Below are 23439 nucleotides of genomic sequence, written 5' to 3'. Positions count from 1 at the left end.
AGAGGAGCGGGAATGCTCGGCTACGTCATCCGCCGTATCCTGTTCGCGATCCCGATCGCACTCGGCGTCAGCGTCGTCTGCTTTTCCCTGGTCTATCTGGCGCCGGGCGACCCGTTGCAGACGGTGCTGCCGCCGGACGCGACGGCCGAGACCGTCGCGATCGTCAAGCACGCCTATGGCTTCGACCGGCCGATCCCTGTGCAATACGCGATCTGGCTCTGGCACGTTCTGCATGGTGACTTCGGTCGCTCGATCGCCAGCCAGCGCGCGGTCACGCTGGAGGTGTTCGGCGCGCTCAGCAACACGGCGATGTTGGTGCTGTTCGCCGCGCCGATCTCGTTCCTCGTCGGCTACGGCATGGGAGCGCTGGCCGGCTGCTTCCCCGGGCGGCCCACGGACCGCATTGTCACGGGCGTGGCGGTGATCGGCGTCAGCCTGCCGAACTACTGGCTGGGGCTGGTGCTCGTCATCATCTTCGCGGTCGAGTTGATGGTGTTGCCCGCGAGCGGAATGGGGCAGTCCGGCTCGGCTGCCTTCACACTATGGCACTGGAGCGACGCGAAATTCCTGGTGCTGCCGGTGACCACGCTGGCGATGATCCCGATCGGCATCATCGCACGCACGACGCGCGCAGCCGTGGCGGAGGTTCGCAGCCAGGATTTCGTTACGACGCTGCGCGCCATGGGGCTGGGCGAGGGCGCGGTGATCCGGCATGTGCTCAAGAATGCCTCGCCACAGGTGCTGGCGGTGTTGGGGCTGCAATTCGGCTATCTGATGGGCGGCTCCATTCTGGTGGAGACCGTGTTCACCTGGCCCGGCAGCGGCTTTCTGCTGTTCAAGGCGATCATCAACCGCGACATCCCGGTGCTGCAGGGCTCGATCCTCGCGCTCTCGCTGATCTTCGTCGCCACCAATCTGGTGGTGGACCTATTGCAAGCGGTCATGGACCCGAGGATCCGCCGAGCATGAACGAGAGAGCGGTGGTGGCGCAGGGCGCAATCCCGGCGGATTCAGAGATCGACGGCGCGCACGCGATTGCGGTACGCGGCTATTGGCAGTCGGTGCTGCGTCGGCTGCGCTATGACTGGGTGACCATCATTTTCGGCCTTGTGGTGCTGGCGATCGTCCTCGCGGCGATCGCGGCTCCGCTGATTGCGCCGTTCGATCCGTACCAGCAGAGTATCGTCGGCCGGCTCAAGCCGTTCGGCTGGCGCGGCCATCCCTGGGGCACCGATGAGTTGGGCCGCGACATGATGAGCCGGCTGATCTATGGCGGCCGTATCTCGCTGGTGATGGGCCTGGCGCCGGTTTTGATCGCAACATTGGTCGGCGGCATGCTGGGCGTGATCGGCGGCTTCGCCGGGCGCGTGGCCAATACCGCCATCATGCGCACCATGGACGTGTTCTATGCCTTTCCGTCTATCCTGCTGGCGGTCGCGATCTCCGGCGCGATGGGCGGCGGCATGATCAACGGCATCATTTCCTTGAGCCTGGTGTTCACGCCGGCGATGTGTCGCGTCGCGGAGACAGCGACCGCGCAGGTGAAGAACCTGGACTACATCGAGGCCGCCCGCGCCAGCGGTGCCGGCACGCTGACAATCATCCGCCACCACGTGCTGGGCAACGTGCTGGGCCCCGTGTTCATCTATGCCTCCAGCCTCGTCAGCGTCAGTATCCTGCTCGCTTCGGGCCTGTCCTTCCTGGGCCTGGGCGTGCAGCCGCCTGAGCCGGACTGGGGCCTGATGCTCTCGACCTTGCGCCAGTCGCTTTATGTCAACCCGCTGGGCTGCGCGCTGCCGGGCATTGCGATCTTCATCACCTCGATCTGCTTCAATCTCGTCAGCGACGGCGTGCGCGGCGCAATGGACGTGCGCGGATGAGCACCGCCGTCGAGATGCTGCCCTACGTGGATCCGCGCGACCGCGGCGGCGCCGCGCAGCCGATGCTGATCGCGCGCGAGCTGCAGCGCCATTTCCGGGTGAAGGGGGCCGGCAAGGGCGCGGTGGTGCGCGCCGTGGATGGCGTCTCGTTCACGCTGTTCAAGGGTGAAACCCTTGGCGTGGTCGGCGAGTCCGGTTGCGGTAAGTCAACGCTGGCGCGGCTCTTGCTGCATCTGGTGGTGCCGGACTCCGGCGAACTGGTGTTCGACGGCGACGCCGTGGGCGAACGCGGCGGCGTCAACGTGGCTGATTTGCGCCGTCAGGTGCAGATGGTGTTCCAGGACAGCTACTCCTCGCTCAACCCGCGCATGCCGGTGCAGGATTCCATCGCCTTCGGCCCGATGGTGAACGGCCGCAGCAAGACCGAGGCGCGCCGGATCGCCCACGAGATCCTGGTCAAGGTGGGTCTTCGGCCGGATCTGTTCGGCCCGCGCTACCCGCACGAGCTGTCCGGCGGCCAGAAGCAGCGCGTCAACATCGCCCGCGCGCTCGCGGTCGGCCCGCGCATGGTGATCCTCGACGAAGCCGTCTCCGCGCTGGACAAGTCGGTCGAGGCCCAGGTGCTCAATTTGCTGCGACAGCTCAAGCGCACTTTGAACCTCACCTATCTGTTCATCAGCCACGACCTCAACGTGGTGCGCTATATCAGCGACCGCGTCCTGGTGATGTATCTGGGACAGGTGGTTGAGCTTGGTCCGGCGGCCGAGGTATTTGCCCGAGCGCGCCACCCTTACACAAGGGCGCTGCTGGGCTCTCGCCTGTCGATGGACGCCGGACGGCGGATCGAAGCGCCGCCTCTGGTGGGCGACCCGCCGAGTCCGATCGACCCGCCCTCGGGCTGCCGTTTCCGCACCCGATGTCCGCATGCGGAGTCCGTGTGCGAAGCGCGGATGCCGACACTGGGACACTGGGAGGACCGCTCCTCTCATGTCGCGGCGTGTCATATGACGACGCCGGATTCCGGTCACAGCCTGGCGGGGTCCGCCTGATGGACGGTCACACCGAGGCGGCCGCGCCGCTGCTGGACGTGCGGGATCTGACCGTGAAGTTCGTGAGCCGCGAGGCGACGGTGACCGCCGTCAACGGAGCCACGTTCAGCCTGCGCGCAGGCGAAGTGCTGTGTCTTTTGGGCGAGTCTGGCTCGGGCAAGTCCGTCACGCTGCGCGCACTGATGCGGCTATTGCCGAAGCAAGCGCAGGTGGCAGGTCGGGTCGAACTCGGCGGACAGGATGTTCTTGCGTTGCAGGGAAAGGCGTTAGGGGCCTTTCGCGGCGGGGAGGTCGCGATGGTGTTCCAGGAGCCGATGACCGCGCTGGACCCGGTCTATACCATCGGGCAGCACCTGGTGGAGATGATCCGTCGACACAAGGGCGGCACCAAGGTCGAGGCCCGCGCCCGCGCGATCGAGCTGCTGGATCTGGTCAAGATCCCATCTGCCGCGCGCCGGTTCGATGCCTATCCGCATGAATTGTCGGGAGGGCTGCGGCAGCGCGCGATGATCGCGATCGCGCTGTCCTGCGGGCCGCGGCTCTTGCTGGCAGACGAGCCGACCACGGCGCTCGACGCGACGGTGCAGATCCAGGTGCTGATCCTGCTGCGCCGCCTGCAGCAGGAACTGGGGATGGGCACCATCTTCGTCACCCACGATCTGGGTGTGGCGGCGGAGATCGCGGATCGCGTGGCGGTGATGTATGCCGGGCGGGTGATCGAGGAGGGGCCGGTCGCAGACGTCTTGCGCGCGCCGGCGCATCCTTACACCGCAGGTCTGTTAGCCTCCACCGTGCACGACCAGGCGCCGGATCAGGATATCGCCGCGATCCCGGGGAGTCCGCCTGATTTGCGGCGGCTGCCGGGCGGTTGCAGCTTCGCGCCGCGTTGCGGTCTCGCCACCGAGGCATGTCGCCAGGCTTTCCCCGACCCGGTCTACCCGGCGCCGGGCCGGATGGCTCGCTGCCTGCGCGTCGCGGGCGTGTTGCCAGGTTTGCTAAGAGAGCCCGTATGAAAGGCGACAGTGCATGAGTGAGAAAACGAAGTTCGTGAACGATATGGTCGCCTCGATCGCGACCTGGCATGGCGTGCAGCCGCCGAACGAGGTGGCCCTGCGGATGCTCGGCGACCTGGAGAAGCTGATCCGCGACTTCGAGGCGCTGCGCGGCACCATGCGCTTCGAGGATGAGCCCGCGAGCTTCGAGGCAGCGCTGGTTGAAGCGGCATCGATCGGGGTGCGCGCATGATGGCGGCAAGGCTTGATGTTGCCGACCTGTCGCTGGTCGAGGCGGCGGATGCGGTGCGCAAGGGCGAGGTGAGTGCGGTATCGCTGCTGGAGGCGTGCCTCGCCAATCTCGACTCCCATGAGGAGGCGGTCAACGCCACGATCTGGGTGGACAAAGAGGCCGCATTCGCTGCTGCCCGTGCCGCCGATGCCAAGCGCGCCGCGGGCGGACCGATCGGGCCGTTACACGGGCTGCCGCTGGCGCACAAGGACATGTACTATCAGGCCGGCCGTCTCTCCAGTTGCGGCTCGGTCATTCGCCGCGATTTCGTGCCCGACTACAGCGCGACCGTGATCGAGCGGCTCAGCGCTGCCGGCGCTTATGCGTTTGCGGGCCTCAACATGGCGGAGTTCGCACAGAACGGCACCGGCCACAACCGTCACCATGGCGACTGCCACAATCCTTGGAATCTTTCGTATATCACCGGCGGCTCCTCCAGTGGATCTGGCGCGGCGGTCGCGGCCCGCTTCACCTTTGCCGCACTGGGCTCCGACACCGGCGGCTCGATCCGTCTTCCCGCCGCGGCCAACGGGGTGAGCGGCATCAAGCCGACGCAGACCCGCGTCAGCCGCTACGGCGTGATGCCTTTGTCCTTCTCGGCCGACAACGTCGGTCCGCTCGCCCGTACCGCGCGCGATTGTGCCCGGATCATGAGTGTCATCGCCGGGCACGACCCGCGCGACCCGACCAGCGCCGAGATGCCCGTGCCTGACTACGAGGCGGGGCTGACCGGCGACCTTCGCGGTATCCGTATCGGCATGCCCTCGACCTACTTCCTCGACGAGGTGGACGCGCCGGTGCGGGTGGCGATCGAGGCTGCAGCTTCCGTGCTGGCCGGGCGCGGCGCAACGATCGTGCCTCTGACATTGCCGCTGATGGATGCGGTCGCGACCTATGCCTCAGTGGTGTCGCGTGTCGAAGGCGCCACGATCCACGCCGAGTGGATGCGCCAACGGCCGCAGGACTTCGCCACCCATATCAATGGGCGGATGTTTCCGGGCTATGCGATCCCCGCCACCTATTACGTCGAGGCCCTGAGCCGGCGCGGCCCGATCCTGAAGGCGTTCGCCAAGGAGGTGTTCAGCCAGGTCGATCTCTTGGTCACGCCCACCATCCGCACCTGCCTGCCGACGCTCGCGGCCACCGATATCGACAACGGTCCGCCGGGAACGGAGCAGGTGGCGCTGGGCATCTCCACCAACACGCGGCCGTTCAACTATCTCGGGCTGCCGTCGATGAGCATTCCCTGCGGCTTCGATCCGAACGGCTTGCCGATCGGCTTGCAGATCAGTGGGCGTCCGTTCGCGGAAGCCGCGGTGCTGCAGGCGGCCGACGCCTATCAACGTGATACCGACTGGCATGCGCGCCGGCCGGCGATCGCCGCAATCTGAACAATGAAACGCTACAACGACAAGAACGACAAGAAGGATGATCATCATGCCGGAAACGCCCGACGAAGCCGCGCTTGCCCTTGAATTCGACGTTCTCGCCAAACGCGCTGGCCTTGCCATTCCCGAAGACCGCAAAGCTGCGCTGTTCGCGGGCTTCAAGGATTTGCGCCGCATGCTGGCCACGATGCGCCAGCCGCGCACCGCGGCAGACGAGCCGGCCGGCACATTCTCGATCCAGAGCGTGACGCGGGGGCTTTGATCATGAGTGATACGAAATTGTTCGAACTCAGCATCGCCGACGCCGGCCGCAAGCTGCGCGACGGATCGATCACCTCGACGGCGCTCACCGAGGACGCGTTGTCGCGCATTGCCGCGATCGATCCCGCGCTCGACAGCTTCATCACCGTGACCGCCGATCGCGCCCGTGCCGATGCTGCGGCCGCGGACGCCGCATTCGCCAAAGGGATCGACAGCGGGCCGATGCAGGGCGTGCCTTACGCGCTGAAAGACATCTACGACACCGCCGGTATCCGTTCGACCTGCCATTCCAAGCTGCGGCTGGATCATGTGCCGGCCGCCGATTCCGTGGTGGAGAGCAAGTTCAAGGCGCAAGGTGCGGTGCTGCTCGGCAAGCTTGCCACCCATGAATTCGCGCTCGGCGGTCCGAGCTTCGATCTGCCGTTTCCGCCGGCGCGCAATCCCTGGAATCGTGAGCACATTCCTGGCGGCTCGTCCTCCGGTTCGGGGGCTGCGGTTGCCGCCGGGCTGGTGCGCATGGCGATGGGTTCGGACACCGGCGGCTCGATCCGAGGCCCCGCCGCCTATTGCGGCACGGTCGGGTTGAAGCCGACCTACGGCCTGGTCTCCCGACGCGGCGTGTTTCCGCTGTCAACTACGCTCGACCATTGCGGCCCGTTGTCGTGGACGGTCGAGGATAGCGCGATCGCGCTGCAGACGATCGCCGGTTATGACGCGCTCGATCCGGCCAGCGTCGATATTCCCATACCGAACTATCTGGATGGGCTCGATCGGGGTGTGGACGGGCTGCGGATCGGCCTGCCCAGGCATTTCTTCGCCAAGGCGGAAGATGTGTCGGCCGAGGTGGTTGCCGCGATCGACCGCGCCGCGGAGCGGCTTGCGAAGCTCGGCGCCGTGGTCGAGGAGATCACGCTGCCGGACTACGACCTGTTCAATGCCTGCGGCCGCATTATCATGTACACCGAGGCGTTCGCGATTCATGAGCAGGACTTCCAGAGGCGGCCGCTTGATTTTGGCCAGCTGACCTATCTGCGGATGACGCTCGGCGCTTTTGTAACCGGGGCCGATATCCAGCAGGCGATGAGGTTGCGTCGCGAGCTCTCGCGCGCGGTCAATCTGCAGCTCAAGACCTATGATGCGCTGATCACGGCGAGCGCACTGATGCCGGCGCCGGCCTTCGCCGATATTGATCCGAACAGCCCGCCCAACTGGCCGATCCAGACCATGCCGTTCAACGTCACCGGCAATCCGGCCATGTCGATCCCGACCGGCTTCTCGGCGTCGGGCCTGCCGCTGTCGATGCAAATCGTCGGCCGCGCCTTCGATGAAAGCATGGTGCTCCGCATCGGCGCCGCCTTCGAGTCCGCGACGGGGCTGAGCACCCGGCGCCCGACGCTTGCTAGGGGCTAGGCGATAGGTTGCCTGCGATAGTGTCAGTCAGTCTGATCGCGAGGAAGCTCAGCCCCATCGCATGGGTTTCCCACCATTCGCCGCACTCTCCTGAGCGAGTATTGCGATGCGCGTGGCGCGCAGGGCCTCGCTTGCAGGAATTTGCAAGGTCTTGCCATGGGCAAGATGATCAAAGACGAAGCCGGCAGGCGAGGCGCCCACGGGCAGGTCGACTTCGCGCCGGGGTCTCGTCGCCGTCTCGACGAGCAGTCGGTTTTCCGCGAAGAGAACGTCAGCACGGCCCTTTGTCCCGGACATCCGCATGGCATAGTCGCCATGCCGTGGCGACGCTTCGGGCTGGATCCAGTCGACCTCGATCGCGAATTGCGGGCCGCCATCGCAGGCGAGGATGGCACGCCCCAGCGCGGGAAAGTTCGTCGTGCCGGCCGCCGGGGTCGGCGAGATCCAGCCGCTGATCGTGCCACTGCTGTACCCCGTCAACCAAAGCGCGAGATCAATGTCGTGGACTGTCAGGTCAGCGAGGATGCCGCCATAAGTCGCGGGCTCGAACATCCACGCCGGGCGGCGGCTCGGGACGAGCTTGTGTGGCCCGGTTGCGCTGATGGATACGACGTCCCCCAGTTCGCCGCTCTCGATCACTGAGCGGAGCGCGAGCGTCACCGGATAGAACCGCTTCTCGAGCAGAAGCGTCAGCAAATTGCGCCCGGCAAGCGCGTCTTCGATTGTTGCGAGCTGGGCCAGGGTCACCGCCATGGGCTTGTCGGCGATCGCGAATATGCCGCGGCGCAAAAGTTCGGCCACGATCGGAGCGCGAAGACCGAACTCGGTGAAGACCGCCGCAGCCTGAATCGGATACGCATCCAGAAGCGTATTCGGGTCGGCGTAGCCAGGCGCCATCGTGCGTCGTTCGAGCTCGGCGCGCCGCGCCGGGTCATGGTCGGCGATGGCCACGACCCTGACGTCGGTTCGGTTCGCAATCTCTGACAGCACATATTCGACATGCGGGTGAGCTGCACCAATGATGGCGATGTCGATCGTCTCGGAACTACGCGCCGGCATGACTGACCTCCGGTGCGATCTCGCTGGGGCTGACGGCCCGACCTTCCGCGGCCGAGCGATAGATGGCGTCAACCAGTCTCGCAGCTTCGAATCCGTCCCTGAACGAGCTCGCGGGCGCCCGTCGCTCCCGGACAGCCTGGACGAAGTCGCGCCATTGCGCGATATGCCCGTCGATCCCGATGGCCTTGGGATCGCTGGCGGCGCTTCCGACCCCGGCCGCACATGGCGGCTCCGCAACGCCAGCAAAATCCCAGCGGACGATGCTGTCGTTTGCGAGCTCGCAACTGCCCCGGTCCGTGAACAGTCGAAGCATGGCCGGTCGCCCCGGCGGCAGCGCCGTGCTCGTCACGATCACGCCGAGCGTGCCGGATGCGAAGGAGAGCAGCGCCGCTGTCGTGTCCTCGACGGCGTGGTTGTGTCCGAGCGTTGCCGTCTTACCCTGAACACTGTCAACGGTCCCGAACAGCCAGAGCATCAGATCGAGATTGTGAACCCCCTGGTTGAACAGCGAGCCCCCGCCGTGCCCTGCTTCGCTGCGCCAGGGTTTCTCCGCGTAGTAGGCGTCAGAGCGGTACCAATGGATCGCCGCCTCGATCAGGCGCGCCTGTCCGAGACGTCCTGTGTCGAGCAGGTTCTTGATCGCCTGATGCTGGGGTTCGAGACGCCGTTGTGAAACCACGCCGCATGTCAGTTGCGAGCGCTCGGCGGCGCGGACCAGGGATGCGGCCTCGGCCGGATCGACGCAGAGCGGTTTCTCGACAAGCACGTGCCGTCCGGACTCGATCGCAGCAAGTGCGGCGTCATGGTGAGCACCGCTCGGGGTGCAGACCACGACCGCGTCGATCTCGGCATTTGCCAGCATCGCGTCGGTGGTTGCGAATGTCGGAATGGGTTCGCCGTTCATGCACGCTGCAATTTGCTCGGGCGTGCCGCCGGCGATCGCGGACAGAACGGTTTCATCGAGTGCCCGTATCGCCCGCGCGTGCGTTTCTCCGATTGCCCCTGGACCGATCAACCCGATGCGAAGCCGGTTCATGTCTCAGTCCTCAAGGAGTGAACGGGTACGGCCGGCCGGCGACATAGACCGTCTCGGGCACGAGAGATTCATCCTCGCCGAGACGGAAGCGCAGCAGATCGGCGGGCGCCCCGACCGTCAGCGCAGGAAGGTTGAACGGTATACGGGGATTGATCGTTGCCAGCCTCAGCGCCTCTGCCAGGGTCAATCCGGTCATGCGTCTGGCCGTGGCTATTCCGAACATGAGGCTGACGGCAGTTCCCGCCAGAAAGGACGTGCCGACGACCTCCAGCCGGCCGTTCGCTTTCAGCTCGACCTTGCCGCCGATCGGCGCGTCATAGATTCCAGGTGCGCAACCCGCGAGCGCGGCAGCGTCTGAAACCAGGATCGATCGCTCCAGTCCCTTTGCACGCAGCATGGACTTGAAGGCCTCGGCGGGAAGGTGATGGCCATCAGCGATGAAGCTCGCCCACAACCTGTCTTCTGCCAGTTGGGTCCAGATCGGGTTGGGATGTCGCGGCAGCGTGGCCGCGATGCCGTTGCCAAGGTGCGTTGACAGCATCGCTCCGGCCACGACGGCCGCAGAGATCTGATCCTGCGTCGCGCTGGTATGGCCGAGCGCGACATGAACTCCGCGAGCCCGAAGGCCGCGCACATACGCGTCAGTTTCCGGCCAGTGCGGCGACAATGTCACGAGGCTGATGAGGTTTCCGCTGGCGGCTTGCCAGGCGTCGAACTCATCGAGACTTGGCGGCCTGACATGCTCGGCCGGATGCGCACCGCGGGGACCGTCCTCCGGCGCGATATGCGGTCCTTCAAGATGGACGAAGGGCATCGCGTGCTTGAGGAGCGGATCGCTATCGCGCGCCTGCGCTATAGCCTGTAACGCATCGATGATCGCATCGTGCGACGCCGTGATGAGCGTCGGGGCAAATCGCGACACGCCGCTGTTGTGGACGGCTGTGGCGAGGTCGCGGACCGTCTGGGGATCGGGGCGCGCATTGAGATCGTGGCCGGCAAAGCCATTCAATTGCAGATCGAACAGGCCGAGTGACAGCCATAGCCCGTCATCAGGTCCGCCGGGAATGATCTCCGAGATCCGGCCGCCCTGAATGACGATCGTGCGGAGCTCCCCGGTGTCCGGGTCGCGGCCCGAGACGCGCGTTGCCGGATCGGTCATGCGCACCGGTGTTTGCAACGAGAGCTGCGGCGGCGTGGACTCCTGGTCGAGATACAGCGTGCATCGCGGATGCGTGCGGAGCGCACTCGCCGGGCAGGCCGTCCCGATCGGGCCGTACAGGGATCGCTCGACGGCGGCTCGCTTGGACGCGCCGGGTACGACGCAGAAAAGCTGGCCGGCGTCCAGCAGCCGGGGAATCGTCAGCGTGATCGCGTGTGTCGGGACGTCCCCGAGTGTCGAGAAACAGCCATCGTCAACTTGTTGCTGCCGGCAGATCGCGTCGAGTTCGACAACTTTGACCGGCCTCGTGTCATGCAGGTCGGCGACCGGCGGGTCATTGAATGCCAAGTGCCCATTGACGCCGATGCCGAGGCAGATGATGTCGATCGGGGCCTCGCTGAGAAGAGCCGCATAGCGCGCCGCTTCGCGGTCCGGATCTGGTTCTTGCCCGATCAGGTGAACGGCGCCGAAAGCGATACGCGAGAACAAATGACGCGTCAGCCAGGCCCCGAAGCGCTCCGGTGCATCCGCTGGAAGTCCGAGATATTCGTCCATGTGGAAGGCCGTGACGCGCCGCCAGTCGATATCGCGCTCGCATGCAAGGGCGTCCAGCATCTCCGCCTGGCTCGGCGCCGCGGCAAAAATCATCCGCACCGTGCTCTGCCGGGCGAGGCGGTCGCGCAGCACGGCAGCGACATCCGCGGCAGCCGCCCGGCCCATCGCACCCCGCGTTTCAAATGTCAGGATTGAGGGAGGTGCCGAAGCCGTCATGCGCATCCATGGTTCTGCCGGGCCCACTCGTTACCCCCGAGCGACGAGAATGTAATGCAACCGGTTGCATGTCAAGCTTGCGCCCTAGGCCCTATCAAGGCATGTGTAATGGCATGCCATGCAGTGGAGGCGGCCTGCGGTGAAGCGCGATTCCGAGAGCGGCGGGGAGCGGCGTCCAGCGGTCGTGCCGACGATCAGTCAGGTTGCGAAGGCCTCCGGGGTTTCGCGCGCGACCGTATCGCGCGCCTTCTCGCGACCTGAGATGCTGACCGAAGAGACTGTCCGGCGCGTCAAGGAGGTCGCCGATAAGTTGGGCTACGTGCCGAACCAGGTCGCTCGCGCACTCTCGACTGGACGCCACGGCAATGTCGCGCTCATCGTCTCCGATGTCGCCAACCCGTTCTTTCCGCCGCTGATCAGGGCTGCGCAACTGCGCGCCGACCAGGCGGGGCTGTGCGTTTTCCTCGGCAATTCGGACGAAGATCCCGCGCGCGAGGAATTGCTGGTCGGCCGCTTCATCGGCCAGGTGGAGGGGCTTGTCCTCGCCTCATCCCGTCTGGATGAAGAGCACATAAGGCGCCATGCGACGCGTCGGCCGTTGGTGCTCATCAATCGCGATATCGAGGGCATTACACGGGTATTGATCGACACGGCGCCAGGTGTCGCAGCTGCGATCGCGCATCTTGACGAGTTGGGGCACCGGTACATCGCCTATGTCAGCGGCCCCACAACGTCGTGGTCCAACCAGCAACGACGCAACGCCGTCCGCCGCGAGGCGGAGAAGCGCGGGATCAAGGTGATCGCCGTTCCCGCGCGCCCACCGTCCTACGACACCGGCCGGCTGGCAGCCACCCAGATTGCCGCCAGCGGCGTCACCGCGGCGATCGCGTTCGACGACCTTGTCGCTCAAGGCCTGCTGGCAGGGCTCGCGGCGCTCGACGTCGAGGTGCCGAAATCATTCAGTGTCGTCGGCTGCGATGACGTCCTCGGCGAAACCACCTATCCACCGCTCACCACCGTGTCGGCGCGCTGTGCCGATGCGGGCGATGTCGCGGTCGGTCTCCTGCTCAGCCAGATGAATGGCGGCGTGTCGGGAGAGATCCGCCACAAACTGAATTCTCATCTCGTCATTCGCGCCTCTACCGGCCCGGCGCCGGCGAAGCGGCGAGGCCGCTGACGATTTAGTCAACGGCCTCGGAAAGCGGCAATGGATCACAATTGACACGCAACCGGTTGCATGCGAGCTTTTTTGCAGGATTTGTCCCATTCCGTATTGCGAGAATGACCCTCATGGTGAAACCCGTCGGCAGGTTCGGCTATATCACGCGTCTCGAGGACAGCATTCGCCCGGCGAATTCGGGTCGCCGTTCCCTGATGTCAGCCGCGCTGTCACTGGCGCTTGCTGTTGCAGCACCAGTATTTGCTTCGCCCGCATCGGCCGAGAAGCTGACCATTTGGAGCGGCTGGCCCGACCTCGCCCCGTTCTACAAGCGGGTCGGCGACCAGCTGAAGAGCAAATATCCGGATCTCGAAGTCAGCGTCGAGGCGATTGCCCTGCGTGAGCACGAGAAGCGGCTTGCGCTGTCGCTTCCATCCGGCGCGGCCGGTGACGTCATCGAGATGGAGGTCGAGGCGGCACGATATCTCGAGGCTGGCCTCATCCCGGAGCCGCCGGCGTCGATCGTCGATTTCGTCAAAGCCAATTACGACATGACGCGTGTGAAGACCGCCATGTACGACGGCAAGATTTTCGGTGTGCCGTTGTTCCAAGGGCAGGGCGCGCTGTACTACAACACCGACATGCTCGCCAAGGCCGGCCTCGAGGGTCCGCCCAAGACCATGGCCGACTACACGGCCTATGCGCAGAAGCTCGCGCAACGCGATGCGTCCGGCGTGCTCCAGGTGAGCGGATGGAGCTTGCGTCTCAGCGGCGGCGGCTCGGGCATCGCGGAGAAGTACTGGACTATCCTCTATAATCACGGGGGCACGCTGCTTGAGGAGAAGGGCGGAAAATGGCGCGCCGCCTACGCGAGCGAAGCCGGCCGCACCGCGCTGAAGCAATATCTCGACAACGTCGTGGTCTACCGGACGGTGACCCCCGAGATGAAGGCCGATGCGGAAGCCTTCGAGCTCGGCCAGACGGCAATGTTCATTCGGGAATCCTGGGTGATTGGCGACGTCGCCAAGAAGGCGCCCAACCTCAAATACGCCACAGCCCCATTGCCCAAGGGCACGCTGATGGTCCCGGTCGATCTCTACGTGCCGAACAAGGGACCGAAGAGCCAGATCGCCTGGGACTTCGTGCAAAAGGCAAATGAGCCGGAAAATCTGCTCTGGCTGCTTGAGAACACGGCCTGGGTCCCCAACCGCAAGGGCCTCGACTACTCCGCCGTTCTCAAGAAAATCCCGCAGCTCGACGCTTTCGTCAACGTCCCGGCTGACCACGTCTTCTTCACGGTTCCGGCGATCAGTCCTGCCAGCGAAATCCTCACCCGGCTTGCGGCGCGACTGGAGAAGGCATTCACCGACAAGTCGCTGGCAGGGAACGACGCCGCGATCGATGCTTTCCTGAAATCTGCGGCCGAGGAAAGCGACAAGATCCTCGCCCGGGAAGACCTGCTGGCCAAACCCTAGACCTTCACCGACAGGGGCGACCCGCCCAATCCAGGCGTCGGCCGCTGACCGGCGCTTGCCGGAGGACCCATGCGCACCACGCCGAAATGGCTGTTTCCAGTTCTGGCGTTGCTTCCGGTCCTCGGGCTCTATGGCTGTATTCGCGTCTATCCAATCATCGAGACGCTGCGGCTCAGCCTGTTCCAATGGAATATCATCTCGCGGCGCAAGCCATTCGTCGGGTTCGCCAACTTCGTCGAGCTGGCGAGCGACCCGCTGTTTCTCGAGGCGATATTCAACACCACCATCATCGCCTTCAGCGTCGTGGCGATCACCATTCCGGTCGCGCTCGCGCTCGCCGCCCTGATCAATAGTCGGCAGGGGCTGCGGCGCAGCGGCGTCTACGAAGCATCGGTTTTCTTGCCGCACGTCGTCTCGTTGGTTCCGGCTGCAATGGCCTGGAAATGGATTTTCGACGCCCGGCTCGGACCGCTCAACGCCCTGATCGGACTGGTCGGAATTCCGGCCCAGTCGTGGTTGTTTGACCCCGTGCTGTCTCTGGTGTGCCTGATTGTTCTCTGCTCCTGGCAGGCGATCGGCTATGCCGTCCTCATCTTCCTTGTCGGACTGAAGAACGTTCCGGATGCGCTTTACGAGGCCGCGCGCCTCGACGGCGCCTCGTCGCTTCAGGCCTTCCGCTACATTGCCGTGCCGCTGCTGAAGCCTGTCATGTTGTACGTGTCGGTCATTACGCTGATTTCGTCCTACAATATCTATGCGCAGGCCTTCGTGCTGGCATCGGACGTCCAGGGTGCGCCAGGACACCTCGTTCGCGTTCTCGTCCTCGACATGCTCGAAAACAGCTTTCGCAATTACCGGGTCGGCTATGCAGCCGCCGAAGCCGTCGTGCTCCTCGTCATCGTCCTCATTCTGACCGGCGCGCAGTTCAGGCTTTTCCGCGATCGGAGCCGCGCATGAGCGAGCCCGATCGTCCGTCCGTGGTTGGTCAGAACCGTGTCGTCGGCCTCGTGATCGATGCCGTTCTTTGCGCGGTTAGCCTGATGATGCTTTTGCCGCTGGTGTTTCTGATCAGCAACGCGTTCAAGACGCCGCCGGAGCTGCTGGCCTGGCCGCCCACTATCATCCCACACCAGCCGACGCTGGAAAACATCGTCAGCGTCGTGCGCGAAACGCCGCTGTTTCGCTGGATCGGCAACTCGCTCGTCTTTGCGACGCTCTCGACCGCGAGCATCGTCAGCACGTCGGCGATCGCCGGTTATGTGCTCGGCAAGTTCGATCTGCCGGGGATCCCGGTCATCTTCGGCATCATCATCGCGACGGCCGTCGTTCCCTTCGAAGTCTACATGATCCCGCTCTACCTCAACGTTCAGTCCGCCGGACTGTTGAACACCTGGCCCGGGCTTCTGGTCGGCTATCTCATCATGAGCTTCGGCATCTTCCTGGTGCGGCAATACGTGATGACGTCGATCCCTGACGAGCTCCTGGAGGCTGCGCGGGTGGATGGCGCGGGGGAGGGCTGGATCTTCCTGCGGATCGTGCTGCCGCTGATGCGCGGCCCGTTGGGAGCTCTCGCCGTGCTGGCGTTCTTTCAGGCCTGGACCGCGTTCGCGTGGCCTCTCGTCGTCATGACCCACAAGGACACCTATACGCTTGAGGTTGGGCTAGCCTTGTTTCAAACCGGTTTCACCGTCGATATCGGTCATCTCAGCGCGGCCGCCGCCCTGGCTCTGGTTCCGAGCGCGCTGTTCTTTTCGCTGATGCGTCGAAATTTCGTGCGTGGCGTGGCCGCGAGCGGTTTGAAAGAATGACACCTTGCCGGCGTAAGCTGCGTGATGGACGGACAGGGAGTACCTTGAGGGACCTAGGTGGACGGCTCGAGCACGAGATGGTCGCTGGCCTTCGCAATTTTGCTCCAGTCGTACAACATCGGAACCATTTTGACGGAGGCCCATTGCGCATGCTGATCGGCAAAATGTGGGCTCGTGGGGTGCCCCGACGCGCCATGAAACACGACCCAGGCGCTGTTGTCCCAGTTGCCCACGTCGAAGACATAGCGCGCAACCGCGCCATAGGCCGCGTTCAGGCTTGACGTAGCCCAATAGCATCCATTGGCCATAATGGTATCGTTGTCGCCGCCAACCGGAAGCCCCGGCGGTTCGAGCTGCGACACCGCCTGCGGGAAGGCCGCCGACAACGGATGCGACATGCGGACGTGATGCAGCTCCGACCAAGTCTTGTCGTTCCATGTCTTGTCCTTGTCAGTTTCCGCTGCTCGCTTGAGCGCTGCTGTCAGCGCGCGATCCCAATCCCAACCTCCGAGGAACGCGGTATCGTCGTTGCGCAGCAATGACGGGAGTGCCCACCAGATCTGATTGAGCGGCGCCACGCCGGGGGCAACCTGGGCGACGGGATCTCGCGACACCGCGCTGAGACCGGACCGCTCGAGAACGATACGCGCAAGCTCGCGTCGCGTCCGAGCATAGGTTGCAGCCGCCTTTGAATTGGCAGCCATGCACGCGTCCCAACCGGCGATGAGGTCGCGCAACGCGGCAGCTGGTCCTTCGATCGCCGGGAGCCGGTTCAGGCGGGCGATGAATTCACTCGCCGTGAAGCTGTGCGTGTCGGCATGGATGCTGCCCATGTCGCTGACGGTCGCAGCCGAAAGTTCGGCCAGCCGATCGGCGATCCGTCTGGCCCGGTACGGAGGATGACAGTCGGTGCACAGATAGTCCGGATTCTCGTCGGTGACGACACGGTTGTTGGCGGTGACCAGAAAGCCTTCCGGCGGATCAAAGGCGCGCGGCATATCCTCCCAGGGAATGACACCCTGCCATTCATACTCTCCTGTCCAGCCCGGCACCGGCAGCCAACCATTCAGTCGCGGACGCCGCGGAACGATGGCGCGCACGAGATTTCCGATTCGCCCGGTGGTATCGGCCGCGACCAGATTGTGATCGATCAGGCCCCAGCCTCGCGTTGCCTCATAGAGCGCGTCGACGCTTCCAGCTCGCAGCATCGGCAGCAGGCAATCGAACGACCGATCGAGTTCCGCGAACTGCACCGACCGCAGCGTCAATGCCGCTCCCTGATGAGGGTCGCCCGCGATCACCGGCCCATGGTGGGTCGCGATCACCTCGACATCGACGGCAGGTCCACCGCGAACCGCGATGCGTTCATGACGGATATCGCTGGTGCGCCATTCATTCCGGAACAGGTAGCGGGACGCGTCGCCGGGCTTGAATTTCTCGACATACAAATCGTGGATATCGACAAAGGCGTGAGTCACACAAAAGGCGACATGGCCGTTGTGGGCAAAGTGCGGGAATGCAGGCACGCCCGGCACCGAAAGCCCGATGGCATCGAACGCGTCGCAGGCGAGGTGGAACTGCGAATATAGGCTCGGCATCTCGAAGGCGCGGTGTGGGTCGCCGGCCAGCAATGGCCGGCCGGTCGCGGTCCGCGACGGTCCGATCGCCCAATTGTTGCTGCCACCATCGGTGGCCTCCGGCCCTGCGAGCGTTGCCAGTGCTTCGATCGCTGGCGCCAGATCCTGCAGCGCGGCGGTCCATCGCTTGCCTTCCGCACCCGGCGGCGTGGCGAGAAAATCCTGGCCGCCATCGTCGTAACGCAGCTTGGCGACGTGATCCGGACCGATTCTGCGCATGGCCGCCGCGCGCCACAGTTTGAACCAGACCGAGCCCATCAGATAGCCGCGCTGCCGCATCACGAGGATGCAGTGCCACGGCTCCCAGCGTTCGACGTCGCCTCCGACCAGGCCGTACTCGAACGGCAACGGCGCGCCCTGCGCCAGGAAGGCGTTGACGCCGCTAGCATAGGCTTCGAGCATCGCGCGCGCTTCACTCGACAAACCGGCGAAGTCGCGCTGCGACGCGCCCGCGACATCCAGCTGCCGCGCCAGCGTATCCGCCGCGACACCCGCGCTGCCGTCCCATTCCGCCCAGCGGCCCAGCATGCGCCGGCGCGCGGCGTCCATCTGCCAGAGCCGGTCCTGGGCATGGACATAGCCTTGCGCAAAAAAGGCGTCCGCCGTTCCGCGTGCGCGGACGTGAGGGATGCCCCAGGCGTCGCGATGGACGTCGACCTTGTCCTCAAGACCACGCAGCACGACGGTGCCTTTGGTCTGAGGCAGGCATGAAGGTCTGTCATTGGCAGCGTTTGTCACGCTCTTCTCCCAGTCTTGTCAGGCTTGCAGGTAAGGGCTTCGTCGCCCGATCGATCATGCCGCGGGCGGTCGACGATCGGCCCAGGGGCGAATTCGCTCAAGAATGGCACCGAGGCGCAGAACATCGTTATCTTTCCACCAGCGGCCGACGATCTGCAGGCCGGTCGGCAATCCATCGGCGCCGAATCCGTTTGGCACCGACAGCGCCGGATTTCCGCTCTGGTTGAACGGATAGACGAAAGCGTTCCAGCCGCGATTGAACAATGCGTCGACGGTCTTGCCGGCCTCGGTCGTAATCGCAGTCGTGGGCAAGGTAGGGGTGACGAGGAAGTCGTAGTCTTCAAAGAGCTTCTGCACGGCGCGATAGAGCCGCGAACGGGCAACCTGGGCCTTGCGAAAATCGACCAAAGTAGCGCGGCTGCCTGCTGCGATCCATTCCACCAGGACCGGGTCCATCCGGTCGCGCCATTTTTCCAGATGGTGGCCGAAATAGACGTTCAGATTGGCGAGGTACATGAGCCGGGCAGGACCCGCGATCCAGTCCATTCCAGCGCCTGCCTCTTCTACCTCGGCGCCGAGCGCTGCGAGGGCTGCGAGCGACGCCTTGGTGTTTGCCGCAACGTCCGCGCTGCAGTCGCTCATGGCGGACAAATATCCGATCCGCAATCCGGACAAATCCTCCGAGATCAGGCTCGGCATCAGCGCCCCGTTACCGGGCGCACCGAGCGACCAGGGATCGAGCGTCGACGGACCTACAAGGCTGTCCATCATCAATGCCGTATCGGCTACGGTGCGCGTCAATGGACCGGCCGCGGCATAGTTGAAGAACGAATCCGAGGTCTGCTCATAGGGTACTGCGCCTGTGGTCGGCTTCAGTCCAACCACGCCGCAGGCTCCTGCGGGAATGCGGATCGATCCCGCGCCGTCCGTGCCGAGACCCAGCGGCCCAAGTCCGGCCGCCACCGCGACGGCCGCGCCACCGCTCGATCCGCCTGCGGTGCGTTCGGGATTCCAGGGATTGCGCGTGATCCCGAAGCTGGGTCCGTCGGTGTGGCCCTTGTGACCGAATTCGGGTGTGGTGGATTTACCTACCATGATCGCGCCCGCATTCTTCAGCCGCGTCACCAGGATATCGTCCTGCGCGGGAATATTGTCAGCGAGGATCGCCGATCCGTGTGCAGTGCGCACGCCCTTGGTGGCAAAGAGATCCTTGATGCTGACGGGGATGCCGTGCAGCGGCCCGAGTTGCTCGCCAGCCATGACGGCCTGCTCCGCGACCCGCGCCTGCGCCCGCGCCGCGTCGGCGGTCACCGTCGCGTAGGCATTGAGCGTCGGCTGTGTCCGCTCGATCGCGCCCAGCACGGCGTCGACATACTCCACCGGAGACAGCGCGCGTTTACGGATCAGGCTTGCGGCGGTCGTGGCGGGCATAAAGAGAAGATCGCGATCAGACATCTCAGAACTCCATCATTCGGCAAAGCGGCGGCGGCGGCCGTCAGGCGGGGACTTTGTCAAGGTGGCAGGCGGCGAGATGGCCCGAAGCGATTTCGCGCAGCTTCGGCCTCTCGGCTCGACAGCGTTCGAACGCGAACGGACAACGTGGATGAAACGTGCAGCCTGGCACCGTGTCGATCTGGCTCGGTAGCTCGCCGGTAACGACCGTCGTGCGGGCCTTGTTCGACTTGATGCGAGGGATAGCCGCAAGCAGCGCTTGCGTGTAGGGATGCTGGGGAGCGGTGTACAATTCGTGCTTGGGCGCGATCTCGACGATGCTGCCGGCATACATTACCGCCACCCGCGCTGAAATGCTGCGGACCACCGCGAGATCATGGGCGATGAAGAGATAGCTGAGGCCGAGTCGCTCCTGGAGGTCGAGCAGCAGGTTGACGATTTGCGCTTGCATCGACACGTCGAGCGACGATACCGGTTCGTCGCAGACGATGAATTCCGGCTTCAGCGCCAACGCGCGCGCGATACCGATGCGTTGGCGTTGGCCGCCGGAAAACTCATGGGGGAAACGGTCGCCACACGACCGCGGCAAACCGACCATCTCCAGCAGTTCGCGGACGCGATCATTGCGAGCGGCGCGCGACAGACCGCCCGCGACGTCGAGCGGCTCCGCGATCGCGTCCTGCGCGCGCATGCGGGGATTGAGAGAATTCTGCGGGTCTTGAAACACGAATTGCAGCCGTCGGCGCACTGTCCTGAGCGCGGCCTTGCCGGTCGCTGAAGAAATCTCCTGGCCGAACAGCTTGATCGATCCGGTGGTCGCGGCTTCGAGCCCGACCAGGATGCGTCCCGTGGTGGATTTCCCCGAGCCTGACTCCCCGACGAGGCCCAGTGTCTCGCCTTGCCCGACATCGAAATTGACACCATCGACGGCGCGCAACGACGCACCCCGCGCCGCAAAGGTCTTCACCAACTCGCGCACGGCGACGATGGGTGCTCCACTCATGCGTGCCTTCCCGCGGCGATGCGCGGCGGACAACGCGCGAAATGGCCGGCGCCGGCATCGACCAGCGCCGGCGGCTCCGTCAGGCAGGACTTGATCGCCTCGCTGCAGCGCGGGTTGAACCGGCATCCCGCGATCAACGTCGACGGATCGGGAATGTTTCCGGGAATCGTGGCGAGCCGGCGTACGTCCGCGTCGGGATCGGGCACGGCGCGGATGAGGCCTTCGGTGTAAGGATGCACCGGCCGTTCGAACAGGTCAGGGACGGCAGCGGATTCAACAACTCGCCCGGCATACATGACAACGACACGCTGCGCGAACTCCGCGACCACGCCGAGGTCATGGGTGATCAGAATCACCGACATGCCCATTTCACGCTGCAACTCGCGCAGCAATTCGAGGATCTGGGATTGGATGGTGACGTCGAGGGCGGTGGTCGGCTCGTCTGCGATCAGGAGTTTGGGACGGCACGCCACCGCGATGGCGATCATGACGCGCTGGCGCATGCCGCCGGAAAGCCGATGGGGGTAATCATCGATGCGGCGCGACGCGTCGGAAATCCGCACCATCTCCAGCAGCTCGACGGCCTGACGACGGGCAGCCCGCGCCGAGAGCCCCTGATGCTGGCGCAGCGGCTCCATGATCTGGTCGGCGATGCTCAGGACCGGATTGAGCGAGGACATCGGATCCTGGAAGATCATGGCGATCTCCCCGCCGCGAACCTGGCGCAGCCTGCGTTGCGAAACGGTCAGCAGGTCATGTCCGCCGTAGCGGATCGTTCCCGATGCGTAACGTGTGTTGGCACGGCCATGCAGCTTGAGGATCGAAAGGGCGCTGACGCTCTTGCCGCTGCCGGACTCACCGACGATGCCGAGGCATTCGCCGGCGCGAACGGCAAAGTCCACGCCTTCGACGGCATTCACCCAGCCGGCGTCGCCGCGGAACTGGACCGTGAGGTTCTCGACACTCAGGAGGGTTTGATGCGCCATTCAGGTCTCGATCTTCAAGCGCGGATCGAGCACGTCGCGCAGCCCGTCGCCGAGCAGATTCATGCCGAGCGCAGCGAGGCTGACCGCGAGACCGGGAAACAGCATCACCCACCATGCCTCGACCGAGTAGTCGCGCCCTTCCGCGATGATGTTGCCCCAGCTCGGGGCCGGCGGCGGCGGGCCGATGCCGAGAAAGCTGAGCGTCGCTTCCGCAACGATGGCATAGGCAAAGATGAAGGTCAGCTGGACGATCAGCGGTCCGAGGCAATTGGGCAGCACGTGCTTGACGATGATGTGCGCGTCGCCGGCACCGCTCACCCGCGCGGCCTGCAGATATTCCATCTCGCGAATGACCAGCACCGAGGCACGGACGATGCGCGCTGTCCGCGGCACATAGGCGACTGCCAGCGCCACCACGATGCTGCTGGCCTGCGCGCCGAGTGCCGCGCCGACACCAATGGCAAGCAGGATCGCCGGGAACGCCATCAGCGCGTCCATCAACCGCATGACGTACGGATCGAGCGCGCGAAAATATCCCGCCATGACACCGATCATGGCGCCGAACACGCCCGAGAGCAGGGCCACCGAAAACCCGATCGACAGAGACAACCGGCCGCCATAGAGCACACGCGTGAGGATGTCCCGCCCATATTGATCGCTGCCGAACGGGAAGCGCGCCGACGGCGGCTTGAACCGGTAGCGAATGCTCATTGCCGTCGGGTCGGTGCCGGTCAGCAGCGGCCCGATGATCGCGCACAGCACCAGGACGGTCACGACCACCAGTCCGATCTTGAACGACCGGTGAGCAGCGAGCTTGCGCAGGATTCGAAATCGCCGGCGTTCCGCCAGTATTTGCGTCGACGGTGCGGCGAGCACGGCGTCAGTCATAGCGCACCCGCGGGTCGACAAGAGTGTAGACAATATCCACGGCAACGTTGATCAGCACGAAGGCGAAGCCGAACAACAGCATGGTGCCCTGAATCAGCGGGTAGTCGCGGGCCATGATCCCCTGCACCACGAGCCGGCCGATGCCCGGCAACGCAAACACCTGTTCCATGACGACTGAACCGCCGATCAGGAGACTTAGGATGATGCCGCTGACCGTCACGACGGCAACCAGAGCATTGCGGAAGCCGTGCTTGCCGACGGTTCGCCACTCGCTGACCCCCTTGGCGCGAGCCGTCCGGATGAAATCCTGCTCGAGCACATCGAGCATCGCCGAGCGTGTCATGCGTGCCAGGAAGCCGATCTGAAACAGGCTGAGCACCATGGCGGGCTGGATCAGCGAGGCAAACCAGGCGCCGGGGCCCGCCGTCAGCAACGGCGCATAGCCGGCGGACGGTGCCCATCCGAGCTTCACGCTGAACAAGATGACCGACACGATTGCGATCCAGAAACTCGGGGCCGAGACCCCGATCAGCGCGATCGCCATGACACCCGCGTCGATCCAGCTGCTCCGGAAGTAGGCGGCCAGGATGCCGAGTGCGATCCCGATCGGCAAGGTGATGGCGAGCGACAGGGCGGCGAGCGACAACGTCACCGGCAAGCGCTCCCCGACCGCGGAGAGCACGGTCTGGTTCAGCATCAGCGAACTGCCGAACTTGCCCTGTGCCAGATTGAGGAACCAGGACAGCAGTTGCCGCCAGATCGACTGGTCGAGGCCGAGTTCACGACGAATCCGTTCGACCGCCGCAGGCGCGGCATCGGCTCCGGCGATCACGACCGCGGGATCTCCCGGCAGCAGGTGCATCAGGATGAAAGACAGCACTGCAACCAGCAGCAGGACTGGTATGGATTGCATGAGACGGACGCTGATCGTGCGAAACATGAGATACCCGATACGACGCTTTTTGCTCCTGCCCAGCCAGCCGTTTTGCCGACGAC

At 64.8% G+C, this 23439-nt stretch carries 21 protein-coding genes; 12 read left to right on the top strand and 9 right to left on the bottom strand.

The genetic code is table 11. From position 1 onward, the window contains the following. Positions 1-12: 12 nt before the first annotated feature. The 8 genes from UP06_RS28305 to UP06_RS28270 are packed head-to-tail and all read left to right on the top strand — an operon-like array spanning position 13 to position 7272. Positions 13-969: an ABC transporter permease gene (locus tag UP06_RS28305; protein WP_045006969.1), complete on the top strand. Its 957-nt coding sequence runs from the start codon at positions 13-15 to the stop codon at positions 967-969. Beyond that, positions 966-1880, top strand: a complete 915-nt coding sequence (locus tag UP06_RS28300) for an ABC transporter permease (RefSeq protein WP_045006968.1) — start codon at positions 966-968, stop codon at positions 1878-1880. The genes UP06_RS28305 and UP06_RS28300 overlap by 4 nt, the downstream gene beginning before the upstream one ends. After that, entirely contained in the window at positions 1877-2929 is a 1053-nt protein-coding gene (locus tag UP06_RS28295; protein WP_245305565.1) for an ABC transporter ATP-binding protein, read from the top strand. The genes UP06_RS28300 and UP06_RS28295 overlap by 4 nt, the downstream gene beginning before the upstream one ends. Next, entirely contained in the window at positions 2929-3942 is a 1014-nt protein-coding gene (locus tag UP06_RS28290) for an ABC transporter ATP-binding protein (protein WP_045006967.1), read from the top strand. The genes UP06_RS28295 and UP06_RS28290 overlap by 1 nt, the downstream gene beginning before the upstream one ends. Before the next feature lie 13 nt (positions 3943-3955). Then, positions 3956-4174: a hypothetical protein gene (locus tag UP06_RS28285; RefSeq protein WP_045006966.1), complete on the top strand. Its 219-nt coding sequence runs from the start codon at positions 3956-3958 to the stop codon at positions 4172-4174. Next, positions 4171-5604 (top strand): amidase, encoded by a 1434-nt coding sequence (locus UP06_RS28280; protein ID WP_197087413.1) that lies wholly within the window; start codon positions 4171-4173, stop codon positions 5602-5604. Before UP06_RS28285 ends, UP06_RS28280 begins: the two co-directional genes overlap by 4 nt. 46 nt (positions 5605-5650) lie before the next feature. Then, the gene (locus tag UP06_RS28275) at positions 5651-5863 is read left to right on the top strand and encodes a hypothetical protein (protein ID WP_156163274.1); all 213 of its coding nucleotides are present in this window, start codon (positions 5651-5653) and stop codon (positions 5861-5863) included. A gap of 2 nt (positions 5864-5865) precedes the next feature. Continuing rightward, the gene (locus UP06_RS28270) at positions 5866-7272 is read left to right on the top strand and encodes an Asp-tRNA(Asn)/Glu-tRNA(Gln) amidotransferase GatCAB subunit A (RefSeq protein WP_045006964.1); all 1407 of its coding nucleotides are present in this window, start codon (positions 5866-5868) and stop codon (positions 7270-7272) included. Positions 7273-7320: 48 nt separating this feature from the next. Here the strand turns inward: UP06_RS28270 and UP06_RS28265 are convergent, their stop codons facing one another. The 3 genes from UP06_RS28265 to UP06_RS42225 are packed head-to-tail and all read right to left on the bottom strand — an operon-like array spanning position 7321 to position 11303. Next, a complete protein-coding gene (locus UP06_RS28265; protein WP_045006963.1) occupies positions 7321-8331 on the bottom strand; it encodes a Gfo/Idh/MocA family protein in 1011 nt (336 codons plus the stop codon). Next, the gene (locus UP06_RS28260) at positions 8318-9367 is read right to left on the bottom strand and encodes a Gfo/Idh/MocA family protein (protein ID WP_045006962.1); all 1050 of its coding nucleotides are present in this window, start codon (positions 9365-9367) and stop codon (positions 8318-8320) included. Before UP06_RS28260 ends, UP06_RS28265 begins: the two co-directional genes overlap by 14 nt. Positions 9368-9377: 10 nt before the next feature. After that, on the bottom strand, positions 9378-11303 hold the full coding sequence (locus tag UP06_RS42225) for a 6-phosphogluconolactonase (RefSeq protein WP_245305564.1): 1926 nt from the start codon (positions 11301-11303) through the stop codon (positions 9378-9380). A gap of 133 nt (positions 11304-11436) precedes the next feature. Here UP06_RS42225 and UP06_RS28245 point away from each other — a divergent pair, with 133 nt between their 5' ends. The 4 genes from UP06_RS28245 (at position 11437) to UP06_RS28230 (ending at position 15739) form a co-directional block, all read left to right on the top strand. Continuing rightward, positions 11437-12474 carry a LacI family DNA-binding transcriptional regulator gene (locus UP06_RS28245; RefSeq protein ID WP_045006961.1) on the top strand — a complete coding sequence of 346 codons (1038 nt, stop codon included), beginning with the start codon at positions 11437-11439 and terminating at the stop codon, positions 12472-12474. A gap of 113 nt (positions 12475-12587) precedes the next feature. Continuing rightward, positions 12588-13931 (top strand): extracellular solute-binding protein, encoded by a 1344-nt coding sequence (locus UP06_RS28240; protein ID WP_197087412.1) that lies wholly within the window; start codon positions 12588-12590, stop codon positions 13929-13931. 69 nt (positions 13932-14000) lie between these two features. Further along, positions 14001-14888, top strand: coding sequence for a carbohydrate ABC transporter permease (locus tag UP06_RS28235; RefSeq protein WP_045006960.1), 888 nt, complete (start codon positions 14001-14003; stop codon positions 14886-14888). Next, positions 14885-15739, top strand: coding sequence for a carbohydrate ABC transporter permease (locus tag UP06_RS28230; RefSeq protein WP_045006959.1), 855 nt, complete (start codon positions 14885-14887; stop codon positions 15737-15739). The genes UP06_RS28235 and UP06_RS28230 overlap by 4 nt, the downstream gene beginning before the upstream one ends. 53 nt (positions 15740-15792) lie before the next feature. Here the strand turns inward: UP06_RS28230 and UP06_RS39465 are convergent, their stop codons facing one another. The 6 genes from UP06_RS39465 to UP06_RS28200 are packed head-to-tail and all read right to left on the bottom strand — an operon-like array spanning position 15793 to position 23383. Next, positions 15793-18114, bottom strand: coding sequence for a penicillin acylase family protein (locus UP06_RS39465; RefSeq protein WP_045006958.1), 2322 nt, complete (start codon positions 18112-18114; stop codon positions 15793-15795). A gap of 54 nt (positions 18115-18168) precedes the next feature. Continuing rightward, positions 18169-19569 (bottom strand): amidase, encoded by a 1401-nt coding sequence (locus tag UP06_RS28220; protein WP_045006957.1) that lies wholly within the window; start codon positions 19567-19569, stop codon positions 18169-18171. A gap of 40 nt (positions 19570-19609) precedes the next feature. After that, the gene (locus UP06_RS28215; RefSeq protein ID WP_045007162.1) at positions 19610-20569 is read right to left on the bottom strand and encodes an ABC transporter ATP-binding protein; all 960 of its coding nucleotides are present in this window, start codon (positions 20567-20569) and stop codon (positions 19610-19612) included. Beyond that, the gene (locus UP06_RS28210) at positions 20566-21555 is read right to left on the bottom strand and encodes an ABC transporter ATP-binding protein (RefSeq protein ID WP_045006956.1); all 990 of its coding nucleotides are present in this window, start codon (positions 21553-21555) and stop codon (positions 20566-20568) included. The genes UP06_RS28215 and UP06_RS28210 overlap by 4 nt, the downstream gene beginning before the upstream one ends. Then, the gene (locus UP06_RS28205) at positions 21556-22443 is read right to left on the bottom strand and encodes an ABC transporter permease (protein WP_045006955.1); all 888 of its coding nucleotides are present in this window, start codon (positions 22441-22443) and stop codon (positions 21556-21558) included. It lies immediately after the preceding gene. Continuing rightward, entirely contained in the window at positions 22436-23383 is a 948-nt protein-coding gene (locus UP06_RS28200; protein ID WP_045006954.1) for an ABC transporter permease, read from the bottom strand. The genes UP06_RS28205 and UP06_RS28200 overlap by 8 nt, the downstream gene beginning before the upstream one ends. Positions 23384-23439: the final 56 nt, after the last annotated feature.

Source organism: Bradyrhizobium sp. LTSP857, from assembly GCF_000938285.1.
GTDB lineage: Bacteria > Pseudomonadota > Alphaproteobacteria > Rhizobiales > Xanthobacteraceae > Bradyrhizobium.
Note: the sequence above shows the minus strand (reverse complement) of the source record. Positions and strands in the feature narration are given on the sequence as shown.

Coding starts and splice junctions, on each gene's coding strand:
- UP06_RS28260 (WP_045006962.1), bottom strand. CDS start 9,367: ATGAACCGGCTTCGCATCGGGTTGATCGGTCCAGGGGCAATCGGAGAA.
- UP06_RS28200 (WP_045006954.1), bottom strand. CDS start 23,383: ATGTTTCGCACGATCAGCGTCCGTCTCATGCAATCCATACCAGTCCTG.
- UP06_RS28265 (WP_045006963.1), bottom strand. CDS start 8,331: ATGCCGGCGCGTAGTTCCGAGACGATCGACATCGCCATCATTGGTGCA.
- UP06_RS28210 (WP_045006956.1), bottom strand. CDS start 21,555: ATGGCGCATCAAACCCTCCTGAGTGTCGAGAACCTCACGGTCCAGTTC.
- UP06_RS28205 (WP_045006955.1), bottom strand. CDS start 22,443: ATGACTGACGCCGTGCTCGCCGCACCGTCGACGCAAATACTGGCGGAA.
- UP06_RS28230 (WP_045006959.1), top strand. CDS start 14,885: ATGAGCGAGCCCGATCGTCCGTCCGTGGTTGGTCAGAACCGTGTCGTC.
- UP06_RS28300 (WP_045006968.1), top strand. CDS start 966: ATGAACGAGAGAGCGGTGGTGGCGCAGGGCGCAATCCCGGCGGATTCA.
- UP06_RS28220 (WP_045006957.1), bottom strand. CDS start 19,569: ATGTCTGATCGCGATCTTCTCTTTATGCCCGCCACGACCGCCGCAAGC.
- UP06_RS28275 (WP_156163274.1), top strand. CDS start 5,651: ATGCCGGAAACGCCCGACGAAGCCGCGCTTGCCCTTGAATTCGACGTT.
- UP06_RS28270 (WP_045006964.1), top strand. CDS start 5,866: ATGAGTGATACGAAATTGTTCGAACTCAGCATCGCCGACGCCGGCCGC.
- UP06_RS28280 (WP_197087413.1), top strand. CDS start 4,171: ATGATGGCGGCAAGGCTTGATGTTGCCGACCTGTCGCTGGTCGAGGCG.
- UP06_RS28240 (WP_197087412.1), top strand. CDS start 12,588: ATGGTGAAACCCGTCGGCAGGTTCGGCTATATCACGCGTCTCGAGGAC.
- UP06_RS28215 (WP_045007162.1), bottom strand. CDS start 20,569: ATGAGTGGAGCACCCATCGTCGCCGTGCGCGAGTTGGTGAAGACCTTT.
- UP06_RS28305 (WP_045006969.1), top strand. CDS start 13: ATGCTCGGCTACGTCATCCGCCGTATCCTGTTCGCGATCCCGATCGCA.
- UP06_RS28295 (WP_245305565.1), top strand. CDS start 1,877: ATGAGCACCGCCGTCGAGATGCTGCCCTACGTGGATCCGCGCGACCGC.
- UP06_RS42225 (WP_245305564.1), bottom strand. CDS start 11,303: ATGCGCATGACGGCTTCGGCACCTCCCTCAATCCTGACATTTGAAACG.
- UP06_RS28290 (WP_045006967.1), top strand. CDS start 2,929: ATGGACGGTCACACCGAGGCGGCCGCGCCGCTGCTGGACGTGCGGGAT.
- UP06_RS28285 (WP_045006966.1), top strand. CDS start 3,956: ATGAGTGAGAAAACGAAGTTCGTGAACGATATGGTCGCCTCGATCGCG.
- UP06_RS28235 (WP_045006960.1), top strand. CDS start 14,001: ATGCGCACCACGCCGAAATGGCTGTTTCCAGTTCTGGCGTTGCTTCCG.